This window comes from Fulvitalea axinellae (genome assembly GCF_036492835.1).
Taxonomy (GTDB): domain Bacteria; phylum Bacteroidota; class Bacteroidia; order Cytophagales; family Cyclobacteriaceae; genus Fulvitalea; species Fulvitalea axinellae.
On sequence record NZ_AP025318.1, the window covers coordinates 255,630 to 281,322 of the forward strand.

The window sequence follows — 25,693 nt, forward strand, 5'->3', positions numbered from 1 at the left end:
CCAAAGAGCGGTTAGGGTGGTTTTTTTATTGGAAAAATAAATCTAAACTCGTGTCAGCTTCCTGATGATATCAATATGTTCCGGATATTCTTCGGAAAGCTTCTCCCTGTCCGCCAACTCGAAATCCTCGAAATCAAACCCCGGCGATACCGTACAGCCCACCAAGGAGTATTCTTCACCCTCTTTTACACTAGAGGCAAACCAAGCTCCCGCCGAAACTACCAACTGGGGTTCTTGTCCCGATTCGATATCCGGCCCCACCTCGTGCCGTGTGTACTCTCCATCCTGATCGATTACGTGAACATAAAGCGGATCGCCACTATAAAAATGCCAGATCTCATCCTGACAAATGCGGTGGAAAGCTGAGAAATTGTCTTTGGTCAACAAAAAATAAATCGCTGTACAAAAGTTGCGATCGCCATTAAAGCCTTCCGGCAAAGCTTCACGCTTCACTTTTCCTTCGCTTCTGTATGTTTCCTTAAAATATCCGCCTTCTGGATGCGCCTCCAATTCCAAAGCGCTCACAATCTTTTTGATTTTTTCCGATTCCATACCACTCTATTTTTCCAAACAAACCGCATTCGCAAGAGCGATCTCGGCTTTTTAGCTACGCTAATTTCCCAAAAAGATGACTATCTCCCAAAGACAATTCAAACACAGACTGGTTTCTCCGGAACTATTTCAGCCACTAATAACACCTAAACGCCAATCGAAACACAAACGCCCCAGTTCACACCCTGTCTTTTTGAATTTATATCAATAAGGCTTAATTTGATTAGTATGAAAGCTTTGGAAAGAGTGTGTGCAGGCCCAAAGCGATATTCGGACTCCAAACTGATAGCCTATGTATTTTGAAGCATTGATGACGGTGGATCCTTCGCAAATAACCAAGATCGAAACCGTAAAGCCCGAAGGGTCTTTCAAAAGGATACTAAACCTCATGACGATGGGGGCTTTGGAAAAAAAACTGGAGCGGGAAACGTTTACCGCCGTTTCGATACTCCAACAGCTCAACACGGCTTTCCAGAGCATGGGAATCAATAATATTATCCGTCTTTCGCACGACGATATCGATTTTTATCTTGATACGGAAGGCAAAGAAAACGACCTGCAAGAAGCTCTCGACAAATACGATCTGCAAATTGATCATTCCATGTCCACTTGCTTCGATTATCTCGCCTTGGTTCTGGAACACGAGGACGACACCTTTAAGTACCTTCTGGAAATTGATATAAACCGAACGCACGAGGTGGCGGAATATCCGATTGCCATAAAAATCAGCGCCTTTCTGAAAGAATTCTCCCAAACCGATTCCGACACCGAAAAGCTGAGGAACAAAGTGCAGGAAGCTATCGGGACGCAAGAGAAATATACGGCCTTCAAGCAAGATCGTCACAAGCGTTTTGAGACATTCCTTCAGGAAGTCAGGATAGGTATCAGCAAGTTTATCAGAGTCGATGACGTAAAAATCGATCTCAAGACTAAAATCGTGGTGCCTAAGAAGAAAATCGAGAACGTCTCTGATATGGAATATAACCGGGCGCCAGGCTATTACGGACCACATTACGGCTATTTCGGCTTCGGCGACGCATTGCTTTACAGCATGTTGTGGACTTCCATTTGCCACAATAACCATATCGTAATCAACGACAGCCATTTCGAAACTCCCGCTGGCGAAGAACTGGGCCACCTCGATAACGTGGACACATCTTCTGATTATTTCGATCCCGATATATCCTCCGACGCTACAGGTCTTGATGGCGATTCAGCGCAAATCAACTCACCGTTCGACGACCCTGACACAAATATGGACATACTTGGCAACGACCTTTCCGAAACACCTGACCCGGGAGATTCGGACAGCGGAAGTTGGTTCGATTTCGGAAACGAGAATGATTCGCTTTTTGATTCGTGGGGAGACAGCGACTTTGGCGGAGGCGATTTCGATGGTGGGGACTGGTAAGGCATAGCAACAAAAAAAGACAAAAGCCTTCTTTAGGGTACATGGCTTTTCTCATTCTCAAAGAAATGGGAAAAGCCTTAATGTTTTCTCGTTAAACAAACTACATTTACCTATGTAATAACCATCCAAAGCAAAGGGAATTTTCAAATGCCTACACTTATGGCTCGGCTTAAAACATATCTGATTGTCAACGCCGTATCCTCAGCGGTTTTAGGCCTGTCTTTTACTTTATTTTCTTCTGGGGTACAATCTTTTCTAGGGTTTAAGCACCCTTTGGTTTTACCTATATTGGGCGCTATTCTCCTTATCTTATCAGTCCTCACTTTTACGGCAACCTTACTTAAAAAACACAATAAAACCCTTGTGAACACTATCTCCGCCTTTGGCCTTATCTGGGTCATGGTAAGTGCTCAGATTGTGTTTTTAGGCGCTTTCAATCTTAGTCTAATCGCATATATATGTATCTCCATAATTGCCGTATGGATCGGTTTTTTATCTTACAGACAATATTATTTCAACAAAAAAATCGGGATTACGCGTTAAGAAACCCCGTTTTTGAAAAACGGAGGATTACTCCAAAAAAGATTCCTCCGCCCTTTTCCGGAACGGAAACGACAATCAAGGTTTCAGCCTCCTAATAGGCTTCATGTTTTGCATCATAAAGGCTTTCACTTCCGATTGCACCAGCTCATCGAGCTGAAAAAACTGCACGGCGGTGATGAGGTCCACCTTCTTATGAATCTTTTGGTAGTACTGATACCTAAGCTTGCTGTTTTTGACTTCGGTCTCGTTTATTGCCTTGATAATACCTTCGACCTCTTTGCTAGCGAAATCTTCCTGAGACACTAGTTTTCTCAAACGCTCAACTTGTCCGTTCGTATATTTGGTTTTCTTTGCGCTATACTCATCATAAATCGGCCAGAAAATATCTGCCTGTGATTTGTCCAAATCCATATTCGCTATAAAAAACTCTTTCTTTGCCATATTAAAAATGGCTCTCACAACTTCCCTTTCCTGCTCGGTAGATCCGGTTTCGGGAATGGATTGGCCCACGCCAAAAACTGTAAAACCTAAAAACGCAACGAATAACAAAACAACCTTTTTCATAGCTAGTGCTTTTTGCATAATGGCCATAAACAAACGTTTATCGGGGAATTAAACGTAAGACCCCAAACGCCTTTTATAGCCGATAACCACACAACAGCAAGCCAAAGAAAAGAGTTCGTCATGGCGAGAAATAATTAACCATTTCCACTCAAAAGCTTACATAGATCTTCGTTTTCAACCTTTCCAATTTGTTTGGAAACTGAGTAAACCACTAAAACACCGCAACTTAAAGAAGCATATTAAGAGTGTTAAAGAACAGTTCAATAATCTTGGGTTGAACATCCAGCTCAACCCGAATATTCGCAAATAGAATTATTTACTATTCGCTCCTGTTCCCAATCTAATTCCCGCCCCCACAGTAAACGGCGCCACACCATGTTCTTTTTTCTGACGGTCATGGAACGTTTGTCCAAGCCGGGTTCCGTTCATCGCCATAAACCATGTTTTCTGCATCTGATGATCCTTTTCCCTCATAATCTTCTGATAAGTTTCCCAAAGATCAGGATGCCTAGCCTGAAAACGGCCGATGTTCTCATGCAAGAATTTATCTTTCATCTTGGCGTAGCACGGTTCATTCTGCGACACCAACTGCCGAAGCCTTTCCGTGGAAAGAGAATCCCTGCTACGTTGCTCGAAGGTAACATAGTCGGTACCGTCCTCACTATAAGCTATGACCGGACCGAAAAAGGAGGTGTTGATCCGCATTCTGAGTTTTTCCCTACTGGGAAACTCCACCATACTCACCATCGTACCGCCCAAAGGCGCTTCGGCACACTCGTTCAAGCCGGTTTTCTCGTTTAGGCTTTTGAGTTTTCCTTTTCTCTCCAAATCAAGATAATCGTCCGTCACGTCCTCATGCTTCCGTTCCCGAAACGGACCGTGACTAAACGCGTGGCTCAATCCGGGAATATCGAAGGGCTCGCCCTTACGTTCCACAATCCGGGCCCGGAGATTTTTTAACGGTTCATGAAAATCGTCTGTAAGGCAAGCGCCTCCTTCTTCGGGCTCGAAGGGTTCAAGCGGCAAGAAGTCCATTTTCGAACCAACATTATCCCGACCCATAATCATGGATACGGTATCGCAAGATGATCCGCGCAGAGGCATCATAGCGAACGGGCCATTACCCTCGCCTACAGGAGGAAACGCTTCAGGGCTAACTTCCGCCAGCGTCACCTCGTTGATTCTTAGTGTAGCTCCCGTACGGCGAATTCTGATTAATGCGTTTTGCTGTTCAAGCATCGCTTCCGTTTTGGCGATAACAGAGTCTGTAGCGAAAAAACTTTTGGCTTGAGCGTCGGGCTTTTCGGGAACGGCAAGAGTTATATCGTCCGAAATCCAAAAATTGGCATCAATAGGCTTGACCTCCTGTTTTTCGATTTCAAGAAAAGGAAAACCGTCGTCTGGGGAACGGCCTATCCGCTGGTTTTGGAAAACGAGATTTCCGCCACCCAGGCTAATCATAAGGTCGTCGCGAGATGCGGAATGGAAATAAGCCTGCGCCACCGCCGGGCCACGGGTTATCCCTAATTGCCCGCCGGGTTTATGCTCCGGTGTCCTTTCCCCCTTCTGGCGCAAATAGCTTCGCATATCCTTTTAAAAAGAGGAACAACGCTCCTATTGTTCGCCAGAACGGTTCTACGGTTTGCCATTTCGCAAATATTTGACGATTATGGCGGGCTAGTTAGGGCGAAACCCAGCGCATTCGCCAAAAAGTTGACTTATGGATATCAGTACTATATTATCGTTTCTCGGAGCTTCGATCTTGTTAACCGTTACGCCAGGGCCCGACATCCTGTTCGTTATAACCGAAAGCCTGACCAAAGGACAACGTACCGGAATCGCTATTTCGGTGGGGTTGGTTAGCGGGCTTATCGTACATATCACAATGGCATATACGGGCCTTTCTTTGGCCTTCCAGACATTTCCCGAATTATTAAATACAGTCAAATTCGCGGGCGCGGCTTATCTGCTTTATTTAGCCTATAAAGCCTATGGGGAGGAAAAACCGGAAACAACGCAAGGACAGACACTAGCGGTTGCCGGAACCGGCTATCAGGTTTCCGCCATCAAACTTGTGCGCAAAGGCATTCTGATGAATGTGCTGAACCCGAAAGTCTCATTGTTTTTCCTATTGTTCTTGCCTCAGTTTGTCCAAGAATCGGCAACAATGAGCTCAGATGCGCAAATTTTGTCGCTTGGCGGATTGTTTATTCTACAGGCCTTGTTGATTTTTTCCAGCGTATCGGTTCTTTCCGGAAGATTAACCGGCTTGCTAAACAGTGACAGGTTTTGGTCAGGGACAAAAATCGTAAAGATTATCGCATTGTGCGGAATAGCCGCAATGCTTGCGCTCTAAGTCCATTCATTTTGTAAACACTGGGAAAGGAAAGGCTGTTCTCTAAGTTGGTCGCCTTACAGAATATTCATGTTCCTTTCCTCCCGACGACATCCAATCCAATCCAAAACCGCCGAAAAAAGCGGTAAGGCTGTCGAGCGACCACAAAATTCTACAAATCCAAACAACAATCCGCCGATTCAACGCCTAATAGATCCGTTCCGGTTCAGAGAACAATCGGCGGAACCTACCGAGGAGCAGAGAGTCTTCCGCTATTCAAGTTTTATTGAGTTACAAAAAATTGAGGCTCTACTTGACCATTATAACCAGCAACTTCACGAAAACGGCACGCACGCCTATCAAGAGTTTGCCAAAGGGAAGGACGAACTACGTCCATATTCCGTAGTGGCGGAAACCCGCCGCGATCGGGACCACCAAAGCTACGCTTCCCCTCCGAACGAAGCGATTGCGCACAAGATGCTGGATATACTTTACCAGCTTGAGACATACATCTATAAGATGTTCGAACCCCATACGACTTTCCTCTTTCCTCAGTTTGTAGTTCCTGAAAAAGAGGCTTTTTACAGAAAGCCCCTACTCCGCCTTCTCAACGACATCCAGAGCGATCACCGGAAAATAATTACTTTTCTGCGTGAAGAAGGCCATAGGATCTGGGTCCCGGGTATAAACTCGTTTGGACAAAGCGAAAAGGACTCGGTATATGCCCTTTGGGACAAACTTCAATCAAACACATCCGGAATACGGGTAAGCGACAAAGCCAAAAGCGGAAGATTCAGCAAAGAAAAAGTCTCGGGATTCGCTGACAGGGTACACGCAATGCACGCAAAACTTATGTACAGCCGTTCCGGACGCGAGTTATTGCGTTCGGTCATGGATAATAATGACCATCCCCTCAATGTAGCTCCGAATCCGTTGGCTGAAGCGTATGAACAGGAACGGATTCAATTCGACGAAAGAGGCCTCTTTACTCCGGGAAAGGGAAAGAACACCGGAGCGTCCCCCACCCTGTATCTTCCACACGCAATCCCCGACACCCAACTGGTAGGGATGGGATATGACTGGGAAGCCGTTGCTACCTCTCCAACACCAGTAGACACGTCTGGGAGAGGATCGGTAATTGATCCCAAAGTGCTTCCAAGAAACCCAAAAATAACATCACCAAGAGTCTCGGCCGCAAAGATCCATCTCAGCTCAAGCTCATCCGACAGCTCCGATGATGAAAGCGACGCCGTGGCAGGGACAGAATACAAGCACGGTAATTATGTGCTACACCCCGGATTTATCCGCTACGCAAAACAGCTGGCTTATGCCCGCAATGCGCAGGAAGGAACTTCCAGAGTCAAAGGCCCCCTTTTACATGAAAAAGACATTCCATGGGGCACTCCGGAAGAGCAAGAGGCAGTCACATTTGTCGAGAACCCGATAAGAGTGGAACACCAACTTGCTAAACGCAAATGGATGGCGCTTTATGATGCCCGTAGGTTGGGGTGGTAGTTGGACTTAGAATAAGAACAGCTAGCGTTTTTTGTTATCTTCGTCCATCTTCCGTGAAAACAGATACCCTGACTCAAGGGTATGGAAAAAGATCATGGAGTCACAGTACGGCGATTGCAAATAGGGGTTATGAAAATACTACATCTAGGCTCAGAAAGAGCATGGCGCGGGGGCGAACAACAAATCGCTTACCTTATTGAGGAGACCAGAGCTAAAGGAATAGAGAACTATGTAGCCACTCGAAGAGCTTCAGCGCTTGGGGATTATTGTCACAAAAACGGAATCCCTTATATCGAGCTTCCTTTCGCTTCGGCGATTAGTCTGAGAACCGCAATGGGGATCGCCAATTACTGCAAACAGAATTCCATCGATCTTATCCATGTTCACAGTGGCAAGTCCCATACACTGGCTGTCATTTCGCAATTTTTCAGAAACACGCCTATTATCCTAAGCAGACGAGTCTGTTTTCCTGTCAAAAACTCAGCTTCGTCTCGTTGGAAATACAACCATTCTTCCATTCAGCGGATCCTTTGCATTTCGGAGGCTATTCGGACGGAATTGAAACCTGTGGTCAAAGACCATTCGAAGCTACTTAAGGTGTATAGCGGTATCGCTCCCGAAAAATTCCAAAATGTAAAATTTACCGGATATAATCTCCGGAAACGTTTCGATATTCCGGAAAACCATACAATCGTCGGTAGCGTAGCGGCATTAACTGCCGAGAAAGGAATCTTCACCTTGCTCGACGCAACCAATAAAATTTTGGAACAACACCCCGAGACTACTCTCGTTCTTATTGGCGACGGCGCTTTGCGGGATGAGCTGGAAGAATACGCCAAAGAGCTCGGCGTATCCGAGAATGTCCGGTTTACGGGCTTTGCCAAAAATGTCCCGGAGATATTGCCTCAGCTCGATATTTTCGTGCTGGCCTCACGGAGCGAAGGCCTTGGCACCAGTATTCTGGACGCTTTCTGCTGTAAAGTCCCGGCCGTGGCCTCGAATACGGGCGGAATACCGGAAATGATCGAAGACGGGATCACTGGATTTTTGGCTACCGTAGACGATTCGGAAGGTTTTGCCTCGCAAATCACCAAACTGATTGAAGATCCCGAATTACGACAGACGCTGACAAAAGCCGCCACGGAGAAGCTTAAGCAGTTTGACAGAAAAGTGACAGCGGAAAAAACGATTAAAATTTACCAGGAAGTATTGGACGAACTGAAATCTAATCAATAGATTATCTTTTTAAATGGAAATACAGAACAAAACGACTTGTCCCGTATTTCCATTCTGTCTTCGTTTTCAATTTTTCACAACACTCAAAAGTTGATCTTGTAGCTGATATTCGGCACTACAATAGCCTGCATGTTTTCATCCACCATTTGGGTCACGAAATTGAAATCCATCTCCGACTCATCCGGCGTTCCGAATAGATTCAATATCTGTAAAGACCACACGCTCGTATGTTTCGCTCTGTTGCGGGTATAATTGAGATTAAGGTGGAATATAGCCTTTCCTGAATATTGCTCTTCAAATGCTCTTGAATCATCCAAGACCACGTCCTGAGCCTGCTTTGAAGCGTCAATATCGTATGGCGTATATCGATCACCTCCTTGCAAAGTCAGTCGGCCACTTACGCCCAGCGTATTCTTTTTCTCTTTGCCCACCGCCCATTCTTTTCCAAACATCAAATTGACAATATAGCCGTTATTATAGCGTGTATCTCTCCATTCCTCATTTCCGTCTCTGTATTGAGAATTGAACAACGAAACGGTGGAAAGCATATACCAATCGTTCTGAAGAAAGCGTTCGAGCGTGACATCCAAACCATAATTCTCCCCTTTTCCTGAATTATCCATTTTATCTTTTATAAACCATCCGTCACGCTGATTTACTAAAGAAAAAGAACTATTAGGAGTTACAACCACATCGTACAGTCTTTGGTAATAAGGCTCTACCTTCAGTCGCCAGAACTCATTGAGAACACGATCATAAGCTAAAACAAAATGGTGCGCTTTTGTAGTCCGAAGATCCTTATTGTTTGCCATCCCTCCGTTTCCATCGTCCAATTCCGATAGGTAAATAAACGGTCGCTCTTCTCGGCTATGAAGGCCATATCCAAAACTCAAACTTCGATTTTCATCAAAACGATATTCCATAGCCATTCTCGGCTCCACGGAAAGCTCCTCGTTCACCCCGTAATACTGGATATTAATGCCCGGATTAAAGCTCAAACGCCCAGTAGCCTGTATGGTAGACTGTGAAAAGGCCTGATATGACCACACTCCGCCACGCTGATCGACCTGAGTGAGCAGCGGGTCGCCTTCATTTTCAGCATTTGACATCCGGATATTATACTCCTTTCGGGTGGCGGTCATACCTGTGCGGTTTGTGTGCCTTGCCCCGAATTTCGTATTGAACACAGTTGAAAAAATATAGCTCCAATTCGAATTTTGTATTTTCTCTTCCGGATTTAATTCGCCTTTAAGGTTTAACAGATCACTATTTTGTTCCAGCCCATTGCCTGTAGTGGCCAGCTTGGCGTCCACAAATGTCCGATTATTAAAAAAGTACCTATAATTCAGCCCCAAAGCCCCAAAACGCAGGTCGCTTTCGCTGTCCTTTCTATCATCCAGATATTTCCACTCCGTCGTATCTTCTTTCGGCGTAGTCCCATTTCCGTCAGTCGCTCCTATTCCCCAGAGAGAGAAAGTACCGGCGTCGCCCGCCGGGAAATTCAGTTTAAAAGATAAATCCTGATAACGAATACTTCCTCCGCCTTCCGGCAAAAGGTCTTTGAGCAACGCGAAGGTTGAATACCTGTAATTAACCAGATAAGACGCTTTTTTTCCTTCCACAAAAGGTCCTTCTGTGGCAAAATCTATCCCCGTCAGTCCGGCTTGGAAAGTATATTCTCGTTTGTTCTCATTTCCGTTGCGGAGTTTGATATCAAAAACTCCCGAAAGCGCATTGCCGTATTCAGCTGCAAAAGCCCCGGTATAAAAATCGGAATTGTCCAACAACTGACTGCTAAGCGCCGTAATCCCTCCCGCCCCAAATGCCGCCACTTCGGCGAAATGGTTCGGATTCGGGATTTCCACGCCTTCCATTCGCCACAAAAGGCCTTTGGGGGAATTCCCACGAATCACGATGCCATTATTTCCCGTTTGGCTGGCCACTCCGGCAAAACCGGAAACCAATCGGGCCGGATCGTCAAATCCTCCGGCATATTTGGCGGCGTCTTCCATATTCAGTTGCCGGGCACTCACTACAGCCATTCGGTTTAAAGGCAATTCTTTTCGGTCATCGGCACGAACCGTTACGCCTTCCAACTCAGTCAAGGCCTCTTTTAAAGAAACGTTCACTATAAGCTCCTTTCCGGATGTTACTCGTCTGTCGGCCAGCGTGGCCGACGTATAGCCCGTAAACGAGACTCTCAGAGTATAAACACCCACAGGCACCCGCTCTATCACGAAAGTCCCGTCGGGAGCCGTTACGGCGCCCAACACGGGATCGGTGCCTAGTACCGCCACGGTGGCGAACTGTAACGGAGCCTCGGAGTCGGCGTCGGTCACTTTTCCCCTTACGGTTTGTAGCATATCTTGGGCAGTGGATTCTTTTGCCAAAGTCAGAATCGAAAAAAAGAAGAGGACCAACGACACGATTTTCAATTTTTGTCGGATCATGAGTTCTTTAGATAATTGATTACACACACAGTTTGAATTCGCTCCCAATAGTTTTAGGTAAGCGTTTCATTTGTGTGATACTCCATTGCCCATTATCCCCCACTGGCTGTTAGGAAATAAAAAAATTAACCAAAATGAGTCCCCTTACAAGCTCTTCCAACAATGTTGTGAATTCCATACAAATCGGATAAGACCAATCAGATTTCATTTTTTCGGTATTTTCAATCAAAAATCATTTCAATATAAAAAAAATCAACAATAATTCATTTTCGTTATTTTATTTTCAAATATCATTGCATATGTTTGCCAACAACGAAATTAAAAAAAGCAAAACAACATATAACATGGCGGTTAACGATTTGATTTTTCCAAAGGAATATAAAGCTACTCTCAGCCTAAGAGAGATTGAAAGGGCTGTTAAGCTTATTAAAGACTTATTTGAGGAAAGCCTATCCTCTGAGCTTAAGCTTCGTAGGTTTTCGGCTCCGTTGTTCGTAATGAAAGGTACCGGAATAAACGATGACCTTAACGGTAGCGAACGCGCGGTATCGTTTCCCGTAATGGATATGGATGACCAACGCGCCGAGGTGGTTCATTCGCTGGCCAAATGGAAACGGATGACTTTGGCCGACTTTGGAATTGAGGAAGGTTTCGGGATCTACACGGATATGAACGCCATCCGGGCCGACGAGGTAATGGATAATACGCATTCCATCTACGTGGACCAGTGGGATTGGGAAAAAGTAATGTCCGAATCGGAGCGAACAATCGCGTTCCTGAAGCAAACCGTAAAGAAAATCTACTCGACTGTCAAACGAGTGGAATACAAGGTTTACGAGCAGTACCCGCATATTACGCCACAACTTCCGGAGACTATCCATTTTATCAGTGCGGAAGAGCTTTTGGAAAAATATCCAGACCTTACGCCAAAAGAGCGCGAAAACAAAATCACCAAGGAACACGGCGCAGTCTTCCTGATGGGAATCGGAGGCAAGCTCGCTAACGGCGAAAAGCACGACGGACGCGCCCCTGACTATGATGATTGGTCTACATCAAACGAAGAAGGCTTTGCGGGCCTCAACGGTGACATTTTGGTATGGAACCCTATTTTGGAGACGGCCTACGAAATTTCGTCAATGGGCATCCGCGTTGACAAAAAAGCCATGGAGCACCAACTCCAAGTTGAAAGCGCCGAAGAAAGAAAAGACCTGATGTTCCATAGAAGATTACTTTCCGGCGAATTCCCGTTCTCTATCGGCGGAGGTATCGGACAGTCGCGTTTGTGTATGTTCTTGTTGCAAACGGCCCATATCGGCGAAGTACAAGCCAGCCTCTGGCCTGAAGATATGCGTGAAGCTTGCCAGGAAAAAGGCATCGCTTTAATGTAATCCAACACCCGAATGAATCTCGCAAACGTATTCCTGGCCGGAATACGTTTGCTCTCTTTTACGCCTTCCAATCCTCGAAAACGAGCGTTTTCACTATTTTTCCGAAGGGGTAAATCATTTTTTTGCTAGCCCAATACTACCGAAAAAAGCCTTCAGGCTTGCCACACATCGCACAGGCTTTCTATATTTCGGAAATATTATAACAATAATCGGCGATAGGCGTCTGGAGATTCCTTTTAACATCCAAATTTGGCAGAATCTGTTTTCAAAAAGACTATTCTGACCGAATCCAGACAAGCCAAATCCGGTTATTCATAAACGTCAACCGTTTCCAATTCGGGGAAGCTCAGAAGTCGTTTTATGGCCACTACGGTCGTTTCATCATCGGTCTTTTTATGTCAAGAATAATTAACCTTTTCAAGGATTTCGTTTTTTCCAAACCCAACCCGTTGCTTTGGCAGGCTGTCTATTCCAGACGGTTTTCCGTGTTTACGGCCGTATCCACGTTTATTTTCCTGTTCGTATTTCGCCCTTTCGGTTTTAACGCCTGGTTTTGGAACCAAAGCCCGTATACTGTCTTGATGCTGGTGTCAGGCATGGCTTTTCTGGGGGGAGCCAGCGTAGCTTTGTCCAGACTTTTAATTTTACCAGCCACCAAGATTATTCCCGCCTCGCGCATCGGGCTTTGGCTTTTGTGCTTAATCGAACTCGTCTGTATCAACATTCTGGTAGTTTTTTTACAGGATTACGTCACCGACGATCCTATGCCCATGCACGAACAATTATGGTACAGCTTCCGCTATACTTTCCTTTCGGGCCTGTTATTCTATTCGATTTTCCACACTTATTTACGGCTTAAGCTGGAAAGTACCGGCGCGGTGACTCCCCCCCACCCCGAAAAGCCACAAGTAGATATGTTGGAAATTAAGGACGAAAAAGGAAAAATCCGTCTTGAATTGCCTGCGGAAAGTATTTTATGCTTTGAGGCTACAGGAAATTATGTCACAATCCATATTTCCGAAAATGAAAAGCAAAGGAAGGAATTGGTTAGGAACAATATGAAAAGCATTGTTTCCGCTTTTTCGGAATATGGCTTTACGCAATGCCACCGCTCTTATATGGTACGCTTGGGTGCCGTGAGCCAAGTCCGGAAAACCGGCAATGGTTCGGCCGCCTCATTAAAGGGAAGCGACCTGGTGATTCCCGTTTCCCGGACATATACAGCCTCATTTTCTGAAGCAATCCGCGCCCACGGCAATATGGCCGAAGCCTAACCTAAACAAACCACCGTAGGCTTCATTCGCCTAAACGTAAGGTTGATTCTCGGTCTGGTCACTTTCTTGGTCTTTGGCAGGCAATGTTTCCAATAATCTTGCGTACTTCCGCGCATTACCAAAAGCCCTCCATGCTCCAATACCACTGACACGGACTGCTTGGAATCGTTATGTTTCAGCGAAAACTTCCGTTCCGCTCCAAAACTGAAAGACGCTATCGCCGCTCCCGGCTCCAATGTGCTCTCGTTATCGCTATGCCAAGCCATTCCTTGGCTCCCATCATGATAAAGGTTCAGCAGGCAGGAATTAAACGGCTCTCCGCAAATTTTTTCGGCTAATTCTTTCAGTTTCCGGATCTCCTGCGTCCACGGCAATGCCACCCGCCCAATGCCTGAATAAACGTAACGATAAGGCTTATCGCCATACCAAGCCGTTTCTCTCGCCGTAGTGATCTTTCTTCCGAACATCATAACCTCATCGTGTCTCCATTCTATATTTTCGATTAACCGGTCAAAACAAGTATCCGCCGTGGGCCGATCCAATACTTTTCCGTAATAAATCGTCTCGCCGTCATATGGCAAAATATTCCTGGGCTCGGAGTCGAATAAGTTCATCCTTTTTATGTTTTCTAACGATAACAAACAGCCGGTGTCTTTGGCTTACGTAGGTTTCCGGCAAGAAAGAATCTTGCTCTCGAATTTGTCTTTTCGTATTTTACCAAGACCATACAACATATTTTGAACAAAGTAGTATTAAAATCACCAATCAATCCAGTAACATCCGGCGGAGCCCAATCATAACATCATTTTTTACTCCAAAAACAATCGATACGGCTAGGCCTCAGCCTAAGCGAAGAAATTGTATTAAATCGCATTGTTTCGCCTTAAAACAAGCAACGATGAAAACACTCCACATCATGAACGGCGACTCATCCGCCATCCTCCTCAAAAGCCAATCCATCAGTGGCGACGTGGTGGTTTGGAGGGAAATGCTGGCCGAAGGCCGGGTGTGCCCAGAGGTAGGAAGCACCGATTTTTGGAATATCCGGTTCGATGAGTTTTCCCGGCGCTTCAACGTAGACGAAGCCGCATACCGCAAAGGTGTTATCTCACAGTTTGCCGAAGCGCAACACTTCCCGGAATACGATGAAGTGGTTCTTTGGTTCGAATACGATCTTTTTTGCCAAATAAACCTGATCGCCTCACTTAGCTGGCTTTGGCGACAAGGCATTTTCGAATATAGCCAAGTGTATCTAATCTGTGTCGGTAAGTTTCCGGGAAAACAAAAACTCTTCGGCCTAGGCGAATTGCCGGCAACAACCTACCCTGGCCTGTATCGCGATCGCCAAAAGGTAACCGAGGAAACCTGCTTCGACGCTGACAGGGCTTGGCAAGCGTACGCCGGTACGGACCCAAGGGTGTTGGAATCCGAAGCGATTACGGAACACAAAGGCTTACCTTATCTTTCGGAAGCGATAAAAGCGCATTTGAAAAGATTTCCCGATAGCCAAACCGGGCTCAACGTTATCGAACAAAGTCTTCTTTCGATAATCGAAAACGGATACGATACTCCCCAAAAGGCGGTTGGAGCGATTCTGAGGTCACAAGGAGTATACGGCTTCGGAGACACGCAATACGAAACTTACATCAAAGAGCTCGCTCCTCTATTGGATAAAGGCCCGGTATTAAGACTAAACGAGCTCGGCCGGAATGCGCTTCTCGGTCAAGCTAACGTTTCTTCCGAAATTGGCTTGGAAAATAGATATCTGGGAGGCGCTTTAGCGGGATCGTACAGATGGGATAATGACAAAAACCGGCTTATTATAGCCCAAAACTGACAATTGATGCGGGCAAGCACACAGCTTTATGTCTTTTCATTTTCTGTTTTATTTATATCTTACAATAGATAATTCGATTTACATAATACATTATCTCGTACCGATATAATTTTATCAAAAATGAACCACGTCTTGATTCTGGGAGCCGGAATGGTTGTAAAACCGATGGCCGAATATCTTCTGGAAAAGAATTTTTTTGTGACCATAGCCAGCCGAACGCTCTCCAAGGCCGAAGCCCTGCTCGATAACCACCCTAACGGAACGGCCGTGGCCTGGACGGTGGATCAAGCCGACAAGTTGGATGAAATGGTGGCCAGCCACGACCTTACCGTAAGCCTTTTGCCTTACACGCACCACGTAACCGTAGCCGAAATCTGCCTTAAACACGGTAAGAATCTCGTGACTACATCATACGTATCGCCAGCCATGAAGGCTCTTGACGCCAAAGCCAAGGAGGCCGGACTGACTTTTCTGAACGAGATAGGACTGGATCCGGGAATCGACCATATGACCGCCCAGCAGTTCATTGACAAGACCAAAGCCCAAGGTGGCGAAATCGAGGCTTTCTACTCGATTTGCGGAGCCCTTCCCGCTCCGGAAGCGTCGGACAACCCGTTGCGCTACCGCTTCTCGTGGAGCCCGAAAGGCGTGGTGATGGCCAGTAACAACGGCGCGCGCTTCCTTAAGGATTCCCAAGTGGTGGAACTGCCGACAGAGCAGTTGTTCGCCGAACCGATCAAGGAAAATTTCCCCGGCGTTGGCGATCTGGAGATTTACCCGAACCGCGATTCCCTCTCTTATGTGGAGCTTTACGGAATTCCCGAAACCAAAACAATGTATCGCGGAACGTTCCGCTACCCGTTTTGGTGCGAGACGCTTCATGCCCTAAAACAACTAGGCCTTACGATAGACAAACCCGTACAGGCTGACGGACTAAGCTATGCCGGATTTACCGAAGCGGTGTGCGGAGCGTCCACAGCCGAAGCGGTAGCAGAGAAACTTGGTTTGGCTACCGACTCGCCGGCTATCAAAGCTATCGCTTGGCTCGGTTTCTTCGATGAAAAGTCCCTGCCTTATTCCGGTACGACTTCCCCATTCGAAGTACTCTCCGACCTGATGATCGAGAAGATGATGCTTGGTAAAGGAGAGCGGGACATGGTAGTGATGCAACACATCTTCACCGTTAAAAAATCTGACAGAAGCCGTGAGGAAACCCGTCTTCGCCTGTTGGACTTCGGCGACAAGAAGCATACTTCTATCGCCAAAACAGTGGCTTGGCCCGCGGCTATAGCGGTAGAAATGATTCTGAACAAAGAGCTGGATGTTCCCGGAGTTCATATCCCCCTTATCAAAGAAATCTACGAACCTGTGTTGGACGGATTAGCCAAGATGGGAATAGAGATGACTGAGGAAACGAAAGAGGTGGCGTTGGCTTGAAAGATCTCACTCCCTCTTTAAGGATATAATAAAAAAAGGGCCTCATAATGTTGTGAAGCCCTTTTTCAATACAAAAACTATCCATTAAGAAATGGATATGGTTTTTTAAAATTACCCGAAAATAGTGTTAAGAGTGGCGGCCAAACGCATTCCGCCTTTACGCAACTGACCTTCGAGCGTATCCAGATGTTCGTAAATATATCTGTAAGAAAGTTTTCCGTTACCGATGTTGTAAATCGCTGGACGGTAAGAGATGTTCTCCTTTACCCAATCGTCAATATTGTCGTTTTGCCACTGCTTTTTCTCAGCTTTTGTATAGTGGTCCAGTTTATTGGCGTATTCGGTATAGCTAAGCTGTTGCTTGTCGATAATACCCGAATCCCAAACGCGGTGAAGATTTGATTTTCTCCAAAACCACTCAACTTTCACATCGTTGGCGCCCCTGTCAGTGCCGTTACCTACGTGCAAAGGCTGGTGAACATCACCCATCATATGCACCAGGCCCCTCAGCGCAAATTTTTTCTCTTCCAAAGTAGCCGTTTCCGAAGCCAAAGTCTTCTTGAAACGCGCTATAGCCTCAATAATGTCGCCACAAGAATCTTTCTCCACTTCCGCATAAGTCTTTCCGTCCGGGATGGTAGCGTAATGCCAGCAATGGGTATGGTCGTACTTCGAATCCGACTTAATAAAATCGAACCAGTTTGAAGCGCCGGCCAAATCCTCATCTCCCAAAATCTTTTTCACTTCCTTCGCAGCTTTTTTAGAAAGATGCCTCTGCGCCAACTCTCCAATTACGCGATGGCCTGTCTGTCCCCAAGCCCAAGCGCTCTGAGCCGCAAATACCAACGCGACTACCCACAATAGTTTTTTCATCGGAATAATCCTTTACTCTTAAACAATGGCAAACGCCGTTCTCTTGACCAAAAACGTTTTCCCCCTGCGGTTCGTCTGTCATGTATAAACAAAGTGGCCGATACGGATAGGAAAACAAAAAAAGTAAAAGCCTTATCGTGTAATTAAAATATAGATAAGAACAAGGCTCAACCCTTTGAAGCAAACTTATGGCTTTATTAAATACCAGTCAAGAATCGTTTGTCATGGTAGCAGTACGTATGAAAAATAACATCTAGGCGATTATAAAAAAACAACACTAATAATATGTAATGAATTACCGTTAATATGTATATCTCCGATAGAGAAGTCTCATTTAAAGCTCGCCAAAAGCAGTGTTATAACGAACATTTGCCACTCCACGCGCCATTAGCCCATGTTCTTTTCTGAGTTCATTTTCAAATCCCACAAATAACAAGTTATAGTAACCGTTATTTGCAAGTGTAGCTTTGGATCGTTCTGCTTCTCCGATATTTGCGCTCATGAGTTGTTCTTCTATATACTCTTGCATTTCCATAAAATACCTGAAGGCATTCGCATCATTGAAAAACCGGGCAAACTCTTTCATTTCCTTAGCTTTACAATTCTCAACCAACGCTTCGAATATAGATCGTCCAAATTGTATAAAACCTGGTGATAACACCTGAAAAACAGATTTTTGCCCAAACCCCATCCGTCCCCGGCCCCCTTCGGTATAATAAGAAACAGACGAATCAGTCATCTTATCGGGCACATTGACTTGGCAATAACCGGAATCCGTAGGCGTATTCTGCAAGCTTTCGGAACAGCCTCTATCCTGTCCCTTTCTAGCGCCTCGTACCCAGTGCATATCGCCTGTCCAGATTCTCCTAAGAGGGTCCGAATCGTCCACTCTATTTACAGTCGCTAATTTTTTGAACCCATTCGATCCTTTTTCCCTGAATTTATCAATAAGCCACCGCCCCGTCTCCGTAGTCATCAAGCTTGCGAACATGGACATAGTTCCGTAGTCAAACTCAGATGTTGTGGTCCCCAAAGCTCCAATTGTCTTAATTCCTGTTCTACCAATTGCCAAATCCTGCCACTGATCATCAAAATGAGCTTTCGTCTCATCCGACATTCTGGCACGGTCAGGCGACCAGATAGGCAAGCGAAATTCTGACAACTCCTTTATAAGACCTTGCTGTTCCAAGCGAACGTTCCTCAAAACCCCCATCATTACAGGCGTGAACGGATGCGAAGCTCCCATTTCCGTCACTGGATGTTCGCTGTACCAACGGAAAACCAAACGCTCAATCGTATGCAGTAAACTTAACCCGTTATGCAGACGGAACTGTTTGGCCCGAGTATCCACTCGCCTTTCCCTGATCACAGGAGTAACTCCCAAGGAATTTTCACTGTCCTCATCCATCCTTTCGTGAAATTCCCGATGGAAGCGCAAACGCTCGTCATACAGCTTACTCTCCCGAAACTTATTCCATTTTCCCTTATGTGCTTTCTCGTCATAAGGAGCATCTAGCTTCTTCGTAAATTCTTCAAACAATCCGGGAACGGTATGCTCTGCGAAGCTAGCTTGCAATTCCTCCCACTCCTTAACATACTGTTTCTCTAAGTTGACCTCATTTCTAAATGACCAAATGGAATCGTCATCGTCAACCAGAGTCTCAGGGTTGGGCACATAGCGAATCCCCGAAGCTTTTTCCTTTAACGCCTCCAATTCCACCCCCTGACGGCTCAACTCCCTTTCGCGTTTATGCATCTCGGCAAGTTCCCGCTCATGATCCGTCTTCTTCGTTCTGAACCGGGCGACTTCTTCTTCTACCGCTTCAGTATCATAATCCAATCCTGGGTAAACCTCCGCATCAAATTTGGTCCTATACTTTGATTCTGCTTCTTGTCTTTCAGCCCCTTCTTTCCCTTCCAGTTCACCCGTAAGCCCTCTTTTGTACGCCCTGTCTTCAGTAAGCTGACTAGCCCACTTATAATATTTCTTAGTATCCTCTCCCGATACTTTCCCTTTCCTAGAAACCTCGGCAAAAGCAGGCGCGCTCCCCTCCGAAATACTAGTGCAGGCTGTAGAGAGCCCTTCAATATTCATTTCGTACTCTTCCAGATCTTGCCTTAAGGATTCACCTCTGGTACTCATTTCCATTCGCTCCTCATCAATGGCATTCCCCTCAGCCTCCAATTTCTGATATTCTTCCGACGGCCTTAGCCTAATATCTTTTTCCTCCGGAAGGGTATGATATTTCCCCAAAAGTCGTCCTATTTCGGTTACGGTCTCACTTGTTCTATCCTTCCTCCCAATCTTCTTGGTTGATCTACATAAAACTTGGTCTTGCAACTCTCTTTCCCTCTCCAAGCCAACAAGCCTTCGCTTCCGAAGCATCACTCTAAGTTTGGCGTCATCCAACAATCCCTTTTGCCCTTTACCCGGCGAAAGCCTTGCCAACGCCACCTTATTTCGGAACCCCGTCCTATATTCATTAGTGCTTATATGAGCGATTCTTTTCTGTTCAACCGGCCCTACCGCATTTTCCAAACCATCTTGAAGTTTATACCATCCTCCATATTCGGTATCCACAACAGACATAAGGCCTTTATGCAAAGCTGCGACTCCCGTATCACCTGTTCTTAACTTTCTTAGCTGTGCTTCTTTTTCCGCAATGTCATGCCTAACCGCAGCTTCACAATCCACAATTTCACTATATTTGGTGTCGTCCCCTGTTTCATGGTCGAACGCCTCCTTGTCCATTAGAATCCCACCCAAAGTATCATACAGATCTGCCAAGTCTCCCAAACATGTTTCGATGTTCTGAATAGCGTTATTGTATTTGTATGCGGGATTTACCAATTTCTCGATATAGGAGTCCTTTACTCTTTTCATCTCACCTTCCAACCGCTCGGCTTCGGCCTCCAACACCTTAAACGCTTCCTTGTACGCCTCCTTTTCTTCTTCCAGTTCCCGTATCCGCTCCCTTATCTGTGCTTCCTCCGCCTCTGCGTATTCCAATCCCTTTTTATCAAAATCAAGAGCGGACCTAAAATCCTCGACCTCTGGAACGCTCAGCATCTCATATTCCAGTTCTTCTTTTCCGTGCTTAGGGTTTACAAAATCTACGGTAAGGTGCTCTAGTTTTATCTTGGACCCTTCTACATCCCTGCGTAAAGAAATCGGAGTCGACGCTCCCGAACCCGGTGACGCCCCTTTTGATCCAGAAGCACCATGCTTATCAAGCTCTTCAAAAAATTGCTCTTTGGTGATCATGCACTGTACGGGAGGAGGCATAACAAACCCCTTTCCCTTGGAAACACCACCCACTCCGCCAGTCTTATTCGCCGTTTCCGTCTCCGTTTTCTTCGCCTGCCTTCCCGCTCCTTTAAACATATCCCCGGATTTCCCTCCTTCTCATAACCGTATTTAGGCCCCGGGGTTCGAAGTCATTTATTTATTGTCTGGAAGGAGATAAACTGCAAAGATTGTTTTTCTATTATTTTAAAATTAAATACCTTTATTTCTCTTATTTAGGATTCTTTGATATCATTATCATGAATAATAGCGACGTAATTTCATTTTTTAAGAAAAATCCTGCCCTCTCGCTCAAGAAAATCGAGGAAGAAGCGGGAATCCCGAACTATCTTTCCAAAGTTCTCAAAGGAGCCCACGCTCTCAACGAGAACAATCTCCAAAAACTCAAGCCTACATTAGTCAAATACGGCTACAAAGAGACTTCGGGAGCCAAGATCATCGCCGTAGCGAATCACAAAGGCGGAGTGGCCAAAACCACCACCTCGGTAAATCTGGCAAAGGCGATCCATATTTCCGGCAAGAAAGTGCTCTTGGTTGACGCCGATCCGCAGGGCAACGCGTCGCAGTCACTCAACTTTGTGGATGACCAGATGCCGGAATATCACTTCGCGAACGCCCTTACTTTTGACGAAGAGCGCAACCGCAATATCGTCGAATGCATCTACGAAGTAGAAGAAGGATTTGATATCTGCCCTACCGACCTGTCTCTATCTCCGGTAGCGAACGAGCTCGGTGGCAAGCGGGCCAAAGGCTACGACCGGATGAACAAAGTGCTTCACCCGGCCAAAAAGATGTACGATTACATAATCATCGATACGCCACCAAACCTCGATATGCTTACCGCAAATGCCATTTGCGCATGCACCTCGGTATTGGTGACTGTCCAGCCTGAGTACTCGGCCTACCGCGGGCTTTCGGATTTATTCGAATTTATCTTCGACGAAGACTGGGAGTACTTCAACAAGCATATCAGCATCGAAGGAATCGTATTCACTTTGGTGGACCAAAGGAAGAAAATCCATCAAGAGTATATGCAGGTAATCCGTGAGGAATTCGCCCGCTACCGAGTGTTCGATACTTTTGTCCGTACCAACGTTGCCCTTCCGGAAGCCACAAACGCTGGCATGGACATCTTCAGCTACAGCCCGGATTCGCACGGTGCGAACGACTATACCAACTTAGCGAAGGAGGTCATCAATGGCTAAAAAGAAAATACAAGTAAGGCGCCGCGGAGTGGAAAGGCCAGTCAGGTCAACCGCCCCGAAGGCCGTCGAGACAGCAACGCAACAGGCCGTAGCCGAAAGCGCGAGCGAGCATATCAGCCCGACAGGTAACGCAGGGAAGATGCTCAGAGAAATCGCCCAAGGGAGAAAAGAGTATATCGGGGGAATCGGTTTCACCACATCCGACGACCCGAGAATATCCATTCATCCGGAGCTCCGCCACTTTATTCCGAAGCTTACCAGACAGGAAAAGGCCAAGCTTAGGGAGAGCATCCTGAGAGACGGATGCCGGGACGCCATCCTGCTTTGGAGGGCCGGCGAGGACGAATGGTTTATAGTGGACGGCCACAACCGCTATGCTATTTGCCACGAACTCGATTTGGAATTCCCATATAGGCTTACCGATTTCTCGGGGCTTCCGGAAGCGAAAAGCTTCATGCTGGACCTTCAGCTGGGCAAAAGGAACCTTGTGAAATGGCAAGTGTCCTACTTCCGGGGCATGAAATACGTGCAGTCAAAAAACCAGCACGGAGGCCACAGAACATCAAGTGAACAAAATGTTCACTTGGGCAACAACGCCGACGAGGCAAGTGAACAAAATGTTCACTTGAAAAAAGTAAGTGAACGGTTGGCCGAGGAATTCGGCGTAAGCCATATGACTATCCAGCGCGACGCCCGCTTTTACCAAGGCGTGGAAGCGCTTCCGAAGGACGTACGGGAACGGCTGATGAACCGGGTGGTACGAATCAACAAACAGTTCGTGGAGCAAGTGGGAGCGAAGAGAAACGACCGCTTCGCCGATCCAAATGAGGTAATGGATTACCTCAAAGGAAAACTGAGCCTTGACGAGGAAAACGCCACGGAAAAAGACCGGGAATGGATCAAGGAATATTTGCCGGACGCTGCCCCGGCAACTAGCCCCAGGCCGGAGTTCGACGCCAAAGAATTCAAGAAAAAGGAATTGGCCAAATGCCGGAAGATGATCAAAAACATCAGTTCCGACGACAAAGAATCCGTCCTGAAAATATATCAGGATATTGTTTCGATAATAAAGAAAGAAATTTCGGAGAACATCTAAACGATATTCTTCCGAAGATAAAGAGCCAAAAGGGGACCTGTATGGATCCCCTTTTTCTTTGTTCCGAAATTGTTCAAACTATTTTCGAGCATGGCGTGTAAGTTCCCAGTCGCCTTAACAAGGCTTTCCAATATCGGTTTCGTTAACTTGTACTTAATGTTTACCCGACACAAACGCCGTAAGTTTTGGCCCTAATTCCCACTAACATGAACGAAAAAAGAAAGACTCAAATCACAGTAATCGGCGATTCGAAACCGGAACTGGAAACGGAGAGAATCGCATTGGAGGTAGGAGAGATGATAGGAAAGCTTGGCGCTATAGCCATTACCGGCGGGCGGGGAGGCGTGATGAAAGCCGTTGCCAAAGGCATAGACAAGGCGGGCGGTATATGCGTAGGAATTTTGCCGACAAACGAATTTTCAGAATCGAACGCTTACAACCATATCGTGATTCCTACGGATATTGGCCATGCCAGAAATTCGATTACCGTTATGGCAGGAGATCTGGTAATAGCGATAGGTGGTGGTGCCGGGACTTTGTCCGAAATTAGTTTCGCTTGGATTTACGGAAAGACTGTTTTCGCCTACGAAGGCTCTGAGGGTTGGTCAAAAGCTCTGGCGAACCAACGATTGGACGAAAAAAGGCGTGACCAGATTATCGGATTTAAAAGCGTTAGCGAACTGGAAAAAAAAATAAAACCTTTGATCCGGAGATAGGATCTGACTGGCTCAAAAACAAAAAGCCCCTGATTAATCGAATATCAGGGGCTTTTTCAATATCAAGATTCCTTAACCTCGATACTCGATTCCGTATTTGCTTTTCGCATAACCGACAGGTCCCGCTTCCAATATCCCATAATCTTCCGGGGAATTGGCTTTGATATAGGCCTCGCGAATCAAATTAAAATCAGCCCGGAGCTTATAGTTGTCTACCAAAGCCTGGTTGAAATCCACACCTTCTTCCAGCAAACCTTGGATCTTGTCCAAGATAGCGGGACTTACGCCGAGTTCGTCTTCGTCCATTACGAATAGGGCTTCCTCCAATATCTCATCCACATCGTATTTGTCAAAAATGGATTTGCGGTAAAGATCCCACTCGGCGGGAATCCTTTGTTCTATTTCCCGAATCTCTTTTTCCTTAGCTTTGGCTTGGCTTTCCTTTCTTTGGTCTTCCATACTCTTCGCAGCCTTTTTGGCTTCGGTCTCGAAAGCCTCGTCAAAGTACCCGTCCTTTAAGGCTTTGATCAAATAACCGACAGGGTTCTCGATCGACTCCTTGGTAGCTACCTGTTCCACATAAAAATCTACACGGTCCTGCCCATATGCTTTTATAAAGCGCCTGTACTTTTCGGGAGTAAGGAAAGAAGGCTTTTCCTTTTTTACTTTTGTTGAAGTCACATCATGCCCAGCTTCGGAAGTTGTGGCGGTAGGGCCTATATTTTCAGGAGAATCTACCACCTCGTGACTTACATCCTGGATTTGGTCACGAACCACATTATTGTCCGACTTTCCAAGGTCAAACCTAAGGCTTACAACTTTTCGGCCTTTCTTCACCAAAGTCATATCGACACGCAAATCGGACAGCTCGTTGATTTCGGCTATCGACGGCATCAGCACACGGCTTTTCAATGCGTCAAACCTTGGGTACTTGTCTTCGATTCCCAAATACATTTTAAAATTCTCGACCGATATTTCCCTGTAACCTATATTAAGGTATTGCTTCAGGAGTTCGTAAATACGGGTGGAGTGGACTTTCCTGAACCTGTATGTGTAGCGCAGATAGTATTGCGTAAAATTATCCTTCAGGTTCAAGAGAAGGTCCCGGGCGTCGTCATTGAACTTCATTTCTATATAATCGCCCGTGAGTTCCTTTCCCGAAGCTTCCGATATCAGGTTGCGGACTTTCCAAGTTCCGTCGGGATTCTGGACTTGGATCGTCAAACTGACCAGCTCGGACGCTGCTTTCTTTGTAGCCGTATAGTCGCTTCCCTGTAATTTCTCCTGTTCGGGCTTGTCCAATATTTCCCGGATGGGAATTCTCATGGTTTCGAAGGTGTCATCGTCTTTCTGAATCCTGGCGCACATCAGCGCCACTATACGCTGGTGGTATATGGTAAGGGGAGCGGTGTGGCGCGCTTCAATAAAACGGTTGCTCTTTACGATCCTATAGTTAAGGTACTTTCCTTCGTTTTCCATAGTCCCAACAATTATATACACGCTCGGAGAAGTATCCGGGCAAATAGGCGTTTTCAGAAACCCTTTCGCCGAAATACAAAAACTGAGTGATTTTGATCAAAAAACAAATATCCCAACACTTGTGTACACGGCACCCCGGCTAAACAGGAGATTTTTGTGTAGACAAATAAAAATACAGCCTTTACCCCAACAGTTCAAGTCAATTCGTCGGGTTTTGATGGGGTTTTAAGCACAAAGAGGGGCTTTGTGTACATTTTTGTTGGGAATAAAGGGGGATTCTGTTGGGGAAAGTAGAAAGTTGATGGGGTTAAGGGGATTTCTGTTGGGGTTGTGTACAAAATCGGTGTGGTTAAAGGGGAGTATTGATGGGGTTTAAGGGGGATTCTGTTGGGGTTATGTACATTCTTGTTGGGAGTTAGCGGGGTTTCTGTTGGGGTATAGGCTTGTGAAAGATTGTGAATCAGAAAGTTACAGG

General features: G+C 46.0%; 20 protein-coding genes. 11 read left to right on the top strand and 9 right to left on the bottom strand.

Annotated features, from left to right (window positions below):
* Window positions 1-42: 42 nt before the first annotated feature.
* Complete coding sequence (locus AABK39_RS24195; protein WP_338395592.1) at window positions 43-552, bottom strand: cupin domain-containing protein; 510 nt, start codon at window positions 550-552, stop codon at window positions 43-45.
* A gap of 292 nt (window positions 553-844) precedes the next feature.
* Between AABK39_RS24195 and AABK39_RS24200 the strand changes: the two genes are divergently transcribed.
* A complete protein-coding gene (locus AABK39_RS24200) occupies window positions 845-1,963 on the top strand; it encodes a hypothetical protein (RefSeq protein ID WP_338395593.1) in 1,119 nt (372 codons plus the stop codon).
* Window positions 1,964-2,581: 618 nt separating this feature from the next.
* Here the strand turns inward: AABK39_RS24200 and AABK39_RS24205 are convergent.
* Together AABK39_RS24205 and AABK39_RS24210 are read right to left on the bottom strand one after the other, a co-directional pair.
* Entirely contained in the window at window positions 2,582-3,070 is a 489-nt protein-coding gene (locus tag AABK39_RS24205) for a hypothetical protein (protein WP_338395594.1), read from the bottom strand.
* A gap of 312 nt (window positions 3,071-3,382) precedes the next feature.
* The gene (locus AABK39_RS24210; protein WP_338395595.1) at window positions 3,383-4,657 is read right to left on the bottom strand and encodes a hypothetical protein; all 1,275 of its coding nucleotides are present in this window, start codon (window positions 4,655-4,657) and stop codon (window positions 3,383-3,385) included.
* Between the two features lie 133 nt (window positions 4,658-4,790).
* Here AABK39_RS24210 and AABK39_RS24215 point away from each other — a divergent pair, with 133 nt between their 5' ends.
* From AABK39_RS24215 to AABK39_RS24225, 3 genes are all read left to right on the top strand, one after another.
* Window positions 4,791-5,426: a LysE family translocator gene (locus AABK39_RS24215; RefSeq protein WP_338395596.1), complete on the top strand. Its 636-nt coding sequence runs from the start codon at window positions 4,791-4,793 to the stop codon at window positions 5,424-5,426.
* Between the two features lie 69 nt (window positions 5,427-5,495).
* The gene (locus AABK39_RS24220) at window positions 5,496-6,920 is read left to right on the top strand and encodes a hypothetical protein (RefSeq protein WP_338395597.1); all 1,425 of its coding nucleotides are present in this window, start codon (window positions 5,496-5,498) and stop codon (window positions 6,918-6,920) included.
* Between the two features lie 129 nt (window positions 6,921-7,049).
* The gene (locus AABK39_RS24225; RefSeq protein ID WP_338395598.1) at window positions 7,050-8,156 is read left to right on the top strand and encodes a glycosyltransferase family 4 protein; all 1,107 of its coding nucleotides are present in this window, start codon (window positions 7,050-7,052) and stop codon (window positions 8,154-8,156) included.
* Between the two features lie 83 nt (window positions 8,157-8,239).
* On the opposite strand, the gene AABK39_RS24230 is transcribed toward AABK39_RS24225, so the two are convergent.
* The gene (locus tag AABK39_RS24230; protein ID WP_338395599.1) at window positions 8,240-10,606 is read right to left on the bottom strand and encodes a TonB-dependent receptor; all 2,367 of its coding nucleotides are present in this window, start codon (window positions 10,604-10,606) and stop codon (window positions 8,240-8,242) included.
* A 344-nt stretch (window positions 10,607-10,950) separates the two neighbouring features.
* Between AABK39_RS24230 and asnA the strand changes: the two genes are divergently transcribed.
* On the top strand, window positions 10,951-11,994 hold the full coding sequence (gene asnA / locus AABK39_RS24235) for an aspartate--ammonia ligase (RefSeq protein ID WP_338395600.1): 1,044 nt from the start codon (window positions 10,951-10,953) through the stop codon (window positions 11,992-11,994).
* 466 nt (window positions 11,995-12,460) lie between these two features.
* Here the strand turns inward: asnA and AABK39_RS24240 are convergent, their stop codons facing one another.
* Complete coding sequence (locus AABK39_RS24240) at window positions 12,461-12,718, bottom strand: hypothetical protein (RefSeq protein WP_338395601.1); 258 nt, start codon at window positions 12,716-12,718, stop codon at window positions 12,461-12,463.
* A 46-nt stretch (window positions 12,719-12,764) separates the two neighbouring features.
* On the opposite strand from AABK39_RS24240, the gene AABK39_RS24245 reads away from it, so the two are divergent.
* On the top strand, window positions 12,765-13,268 hold the full coding sequence (locus AABK39_RS24245; protein WP_338395602.1) for a LytR/AlgR family response regulator transcription factor: 504 nt from the start codon (window positions 12,765-12,767) through the stop codon (window positions 13,266-13,268).
* Here AABK39_RS24245 and AABK39_RS24250 read toward each other — a convergent pair.
* Window positions 13,265-13,882, bottom strand: coding sequence for an alpha-ketoglutarate-dependent dioxygenase AlkB family protein (locus AABK39_RS24250; protein ID WP_338395603.1), 618 nt, complete (start codon window positions 13,880-13,882; stop codon window positions 13,265-13,267). The genes AABK39_RS24245 and AABK39_RS24250 overlap by 4 nt on opposite strands.
* A 284-nt stretch (window positions 13,883-14,166) precedes the next feature.
* On the opposite strand from AABK39_RS24250, the gene AABK39_RS24255 reads away from it, so the two are divergent.
* Window positions 14,167-15,105, top strand: a complete 939-nt coding sequence (locus tag AABK39_RS24255) for a hypothetical protein (RefSeq protein WP_338395604.1) — start codon at window positions 14,167-14,169, stop codon at window positions 15,103-15,105.
* Window positions 15,106-15,225: 120 nt separating this feature from the next.
* Complete coding sequence (locus tag AABK39_RS24260; protein ID WP_338395605.1) at window positions 15,226-16,542, top strand: saccharopine dehydrogenase C-terminal domain-containing protein; 1,317 nt, start codon at window positions 15,226-15,228, stop codon at window positions 16,540-16,542.
* Between the two features lie 111 nt (window positions 16,543-16,653).
* On the opposite strand, the gene AABK39_RS24265 is transcribed toward AABK39_RS24260, so the two are convergent.
* Together AABK39_RS24265 and AABK39_RS24270 are read right to left on the bottom strand one after the other, a co-directional pair.
* Window positions 16,654-17,415 carry a S1/P1 nuclease gene (locus AABK39_RS24265; RefSeq protein ID WP_338395606.1) on the bottom strand — a complete coding sequence of 254 codons (762 nt, stop codon included), beginning with the start codon at window positions 17,413-17,415 and terminating at the stop codon, window positions 16,654-16,656.
* 334 nt (window positions 17,416-17,749) lie between these two features.
* Complete coding sequence (locus AABK39_RS24270) at window positions 17,750-20,800, bottom strand: hypothetical protein (RefSeq protein WP_338395607.1); 3,051 nt, start codon at window positions 20,798-20,800, stop codon at window positions 17,750-17,752.
* 161 nt (window positions 20,801-20,961) lie between these two features.
* On the opposite strand from AABK39_RS24270, the gene AABK39_RS24275 reads away from it, so the two are divergent.
* The 3 genes from AABK39_RS24275 (at window position 20,962) to AABK39_RS24285 (ending at window position 23,739) form a co-directional block, all read left to right on the top strand.
* Window positions 20,962-21,927 carry a ParA family protein gene (locus AABK39_RS24275; RefSeq protein ID WP_338395608.1) on the top strand — a complete coding sequence of 322 codons (966 nt, stop codon included), beginning with the start codon at window positions 20,962-20,964 and terminating at the stop codon, window positions 21,925-21,927.
* A complete protein-coding gene (locus tag AABK39_RS24280; RefSeq protein ID WP_338395609.1) occupies window positions 21,920-23,023 on the top strand; it encodes a ParB N-terminal domain-containing protein in 1,104 nt (367 codons plus the stop codon). Before AABK39_RS24275 ends, AABK39_RS24280 begins: the two co-directional genes overlap by 8 nt.
* A gap of 206 nt (window positions 23,024-23,229) precedes the next feature.
* Complete coding sequence (locus AABK39_RS24285) at window positions 23,230-23,739, top strand: TIGR00725 family protein (protein WP_338395610.1); 510 nt, start codon at window positions 23,230-23,232, stop codon at window positions 23,737-23,739.
* A gap of 72 nt (window positions 23,740-23,811) precedes the next feature.
* Here the strand turns inward: AABK39_RS24285 and AABK39_RS24290 are convergent, their stop codons facing one another.
* On the bottom strand, window positions 23,812-25,218 hold the full coding sequence (locus tag AABK39_RS24290) for a replication initiation protein (RefSeq protein ID WP_338395611.1): 1,407 nt from the start codon (window positions 25,216-25,218) through the stop codon (window positions 23,812-23,814).
* Between the last annotated feature and the right edge of the window lie 475 nt (window positions 25,219-25,693).

What these genes read in the sequence shown, in the direction of transcription:
- AABK39_RS24245 (WP_338395602.1), top strand. Translation starts at nt 12,765, where the DNA reads ATGCACGAACAATTATGGTACAGCTTCCGCTATACTTTCCTTTCGGGC.
- AABK39_RS24225 (WP_338395598.1), top strand. Translation starts at nt 7,050, where the DNA reads ATGAAAATACTACATCTAGGCTCAGAAAGAGCATGGCGCGGGGGCGAA.
- AABK39_RS24195 (WP_338395592.1), bottom strand. Translation starts at nt 552, where the DNA reads ATGGAATCGGAAAAAATCAAAAAGATTGTGAGCGCTTTGGAATTGGAG.
- AABK39_RS24200 (WP_338395593.1), top strand. Translation starts at nt 845, where the DNA reads ATGTATTTTGAAGCATTGATGACGGTGGATCCTTCGCAAATAACCAAG.
- AABK39_RS24275 (WP_338395608.1), top strand. Translation starts at nt 20,962, where the DNA reads ATGAATAATAGCGACGTAATTTCATTTTTTAAGAAAAATCCTGCCCTC.
- AABK39_RS24250 (WP_338395603.1), bottom strand. Translation starts at nt 13,882, where the DNA reads ATGAACTTATTCGACTCCGAGCCCAGGAATATTTTGCCATATGACGGC.
- AABK39_RS24255 (WP_338395604.1), top strand. Translation starts at nt 14,167, where the DNA reads ATGAAAACACTCCACATCATGAACGGCGACTCATCCGCCATCCTCCTC.
- AABK39_RS24240 (WP_338395601.1), bottom strand. Translation starts at nt 12,718, where the DNA reads ATGTTGATACAGACGAGTTCGATTAAGCACAAAAGCCAAAGCCCGATG.
- AABK39_RS24285 (WP_338395610.1), top strand. Translation starts at nt 23,230, where the DNA reads ATGAACGAAAAAAGAAAGACTCAAATCACAGTAATCGGCGATTCGAAA.
- AABK39_RS24220 (WP_338395597.1), top strand. Translation starts at nt 5,496, where the DNA reads ATGTTCCTTTCCTCCCGACGACATCCAATCCAATCCAAAACCGCCGAA.
- AABK39_RS24215 (WP_338395596.1), top strand. Translation starts at nt 4,791, where the DNA reads ATGGATATCAGTACTATATTATCGTTTCTCGGAGCTTCGATCTTGTTA.
- AABK39_RS24280 (WP_338395609.1), top strand. Translation starts at nt 21,920, where the DNA reads ATGGCTAAAAAGAAAATACAAGTAAGGCGCCGCGGAGTGGAAAGGCCA.
- AABK39_RS24230 (WP_338395599.1), bottom strand. Translation starts at nt 10,606, where the DNA reads ATGATCCGACAAAAATTGAAAATCGTGTCGTTGGTCCTCTTCTTTTTT.
- asnA (WP_338395600.1), top strand. Translation starts at nt 10,951, where the DNA reads ATGGCGGTTAACGATTTGATTTTTCCAAAGGAATATAAAGCTACTCTC.
- AABK39_RS24210 (WP_338395595.1), bottom strand. Translation starts at nt 4,657, where the DNA reads ATGCGAAGCTATTTGCGCCAGAAGGGGGAAAGGACACCGGAGCATAAA.
- AABK39_RS24260 (WP_338395605.1), top strand. Translation starts at nt 15,226, where the DNA reads ATGAACCACGTCTTGATTCTGGGAGCCGGAATGGTTGTAAAACCGATG.
- AABK39_RS24290 (WP_338395611.1), bottom strand. Translation starts at nt 25,218, where the DNA reads ATGGAAAACGAAGGAAAGTACCTTAACTATAGGATCGTAAAGAGCAAC.
- AABK39_RS24265 (WP_338395606.1), bottom strand. Translation starts at nt 17,415, where the DNA reads ATGAAAAAACTATTGTGGGTAGTCGCGTTGGTATTTGCGGCTCAGAGC.
- AABK39_RS24270 (WP_338395607.1), bottom strand. Translation starts at nt 20,800, where the DNA reads ATGTTTAAAGGAGCGGGAAGGCAGGCGAAGAAAACGGAGACGGAAACG.
- AABK39_RS24205 (WP_338395594.1), bottom strand. Translation starts at nt 3,070, where the DNA reads ATGAAAAAGGTTGTTTTGTTATTCGTTGCGTTTTTAGGTTTTACAGTT.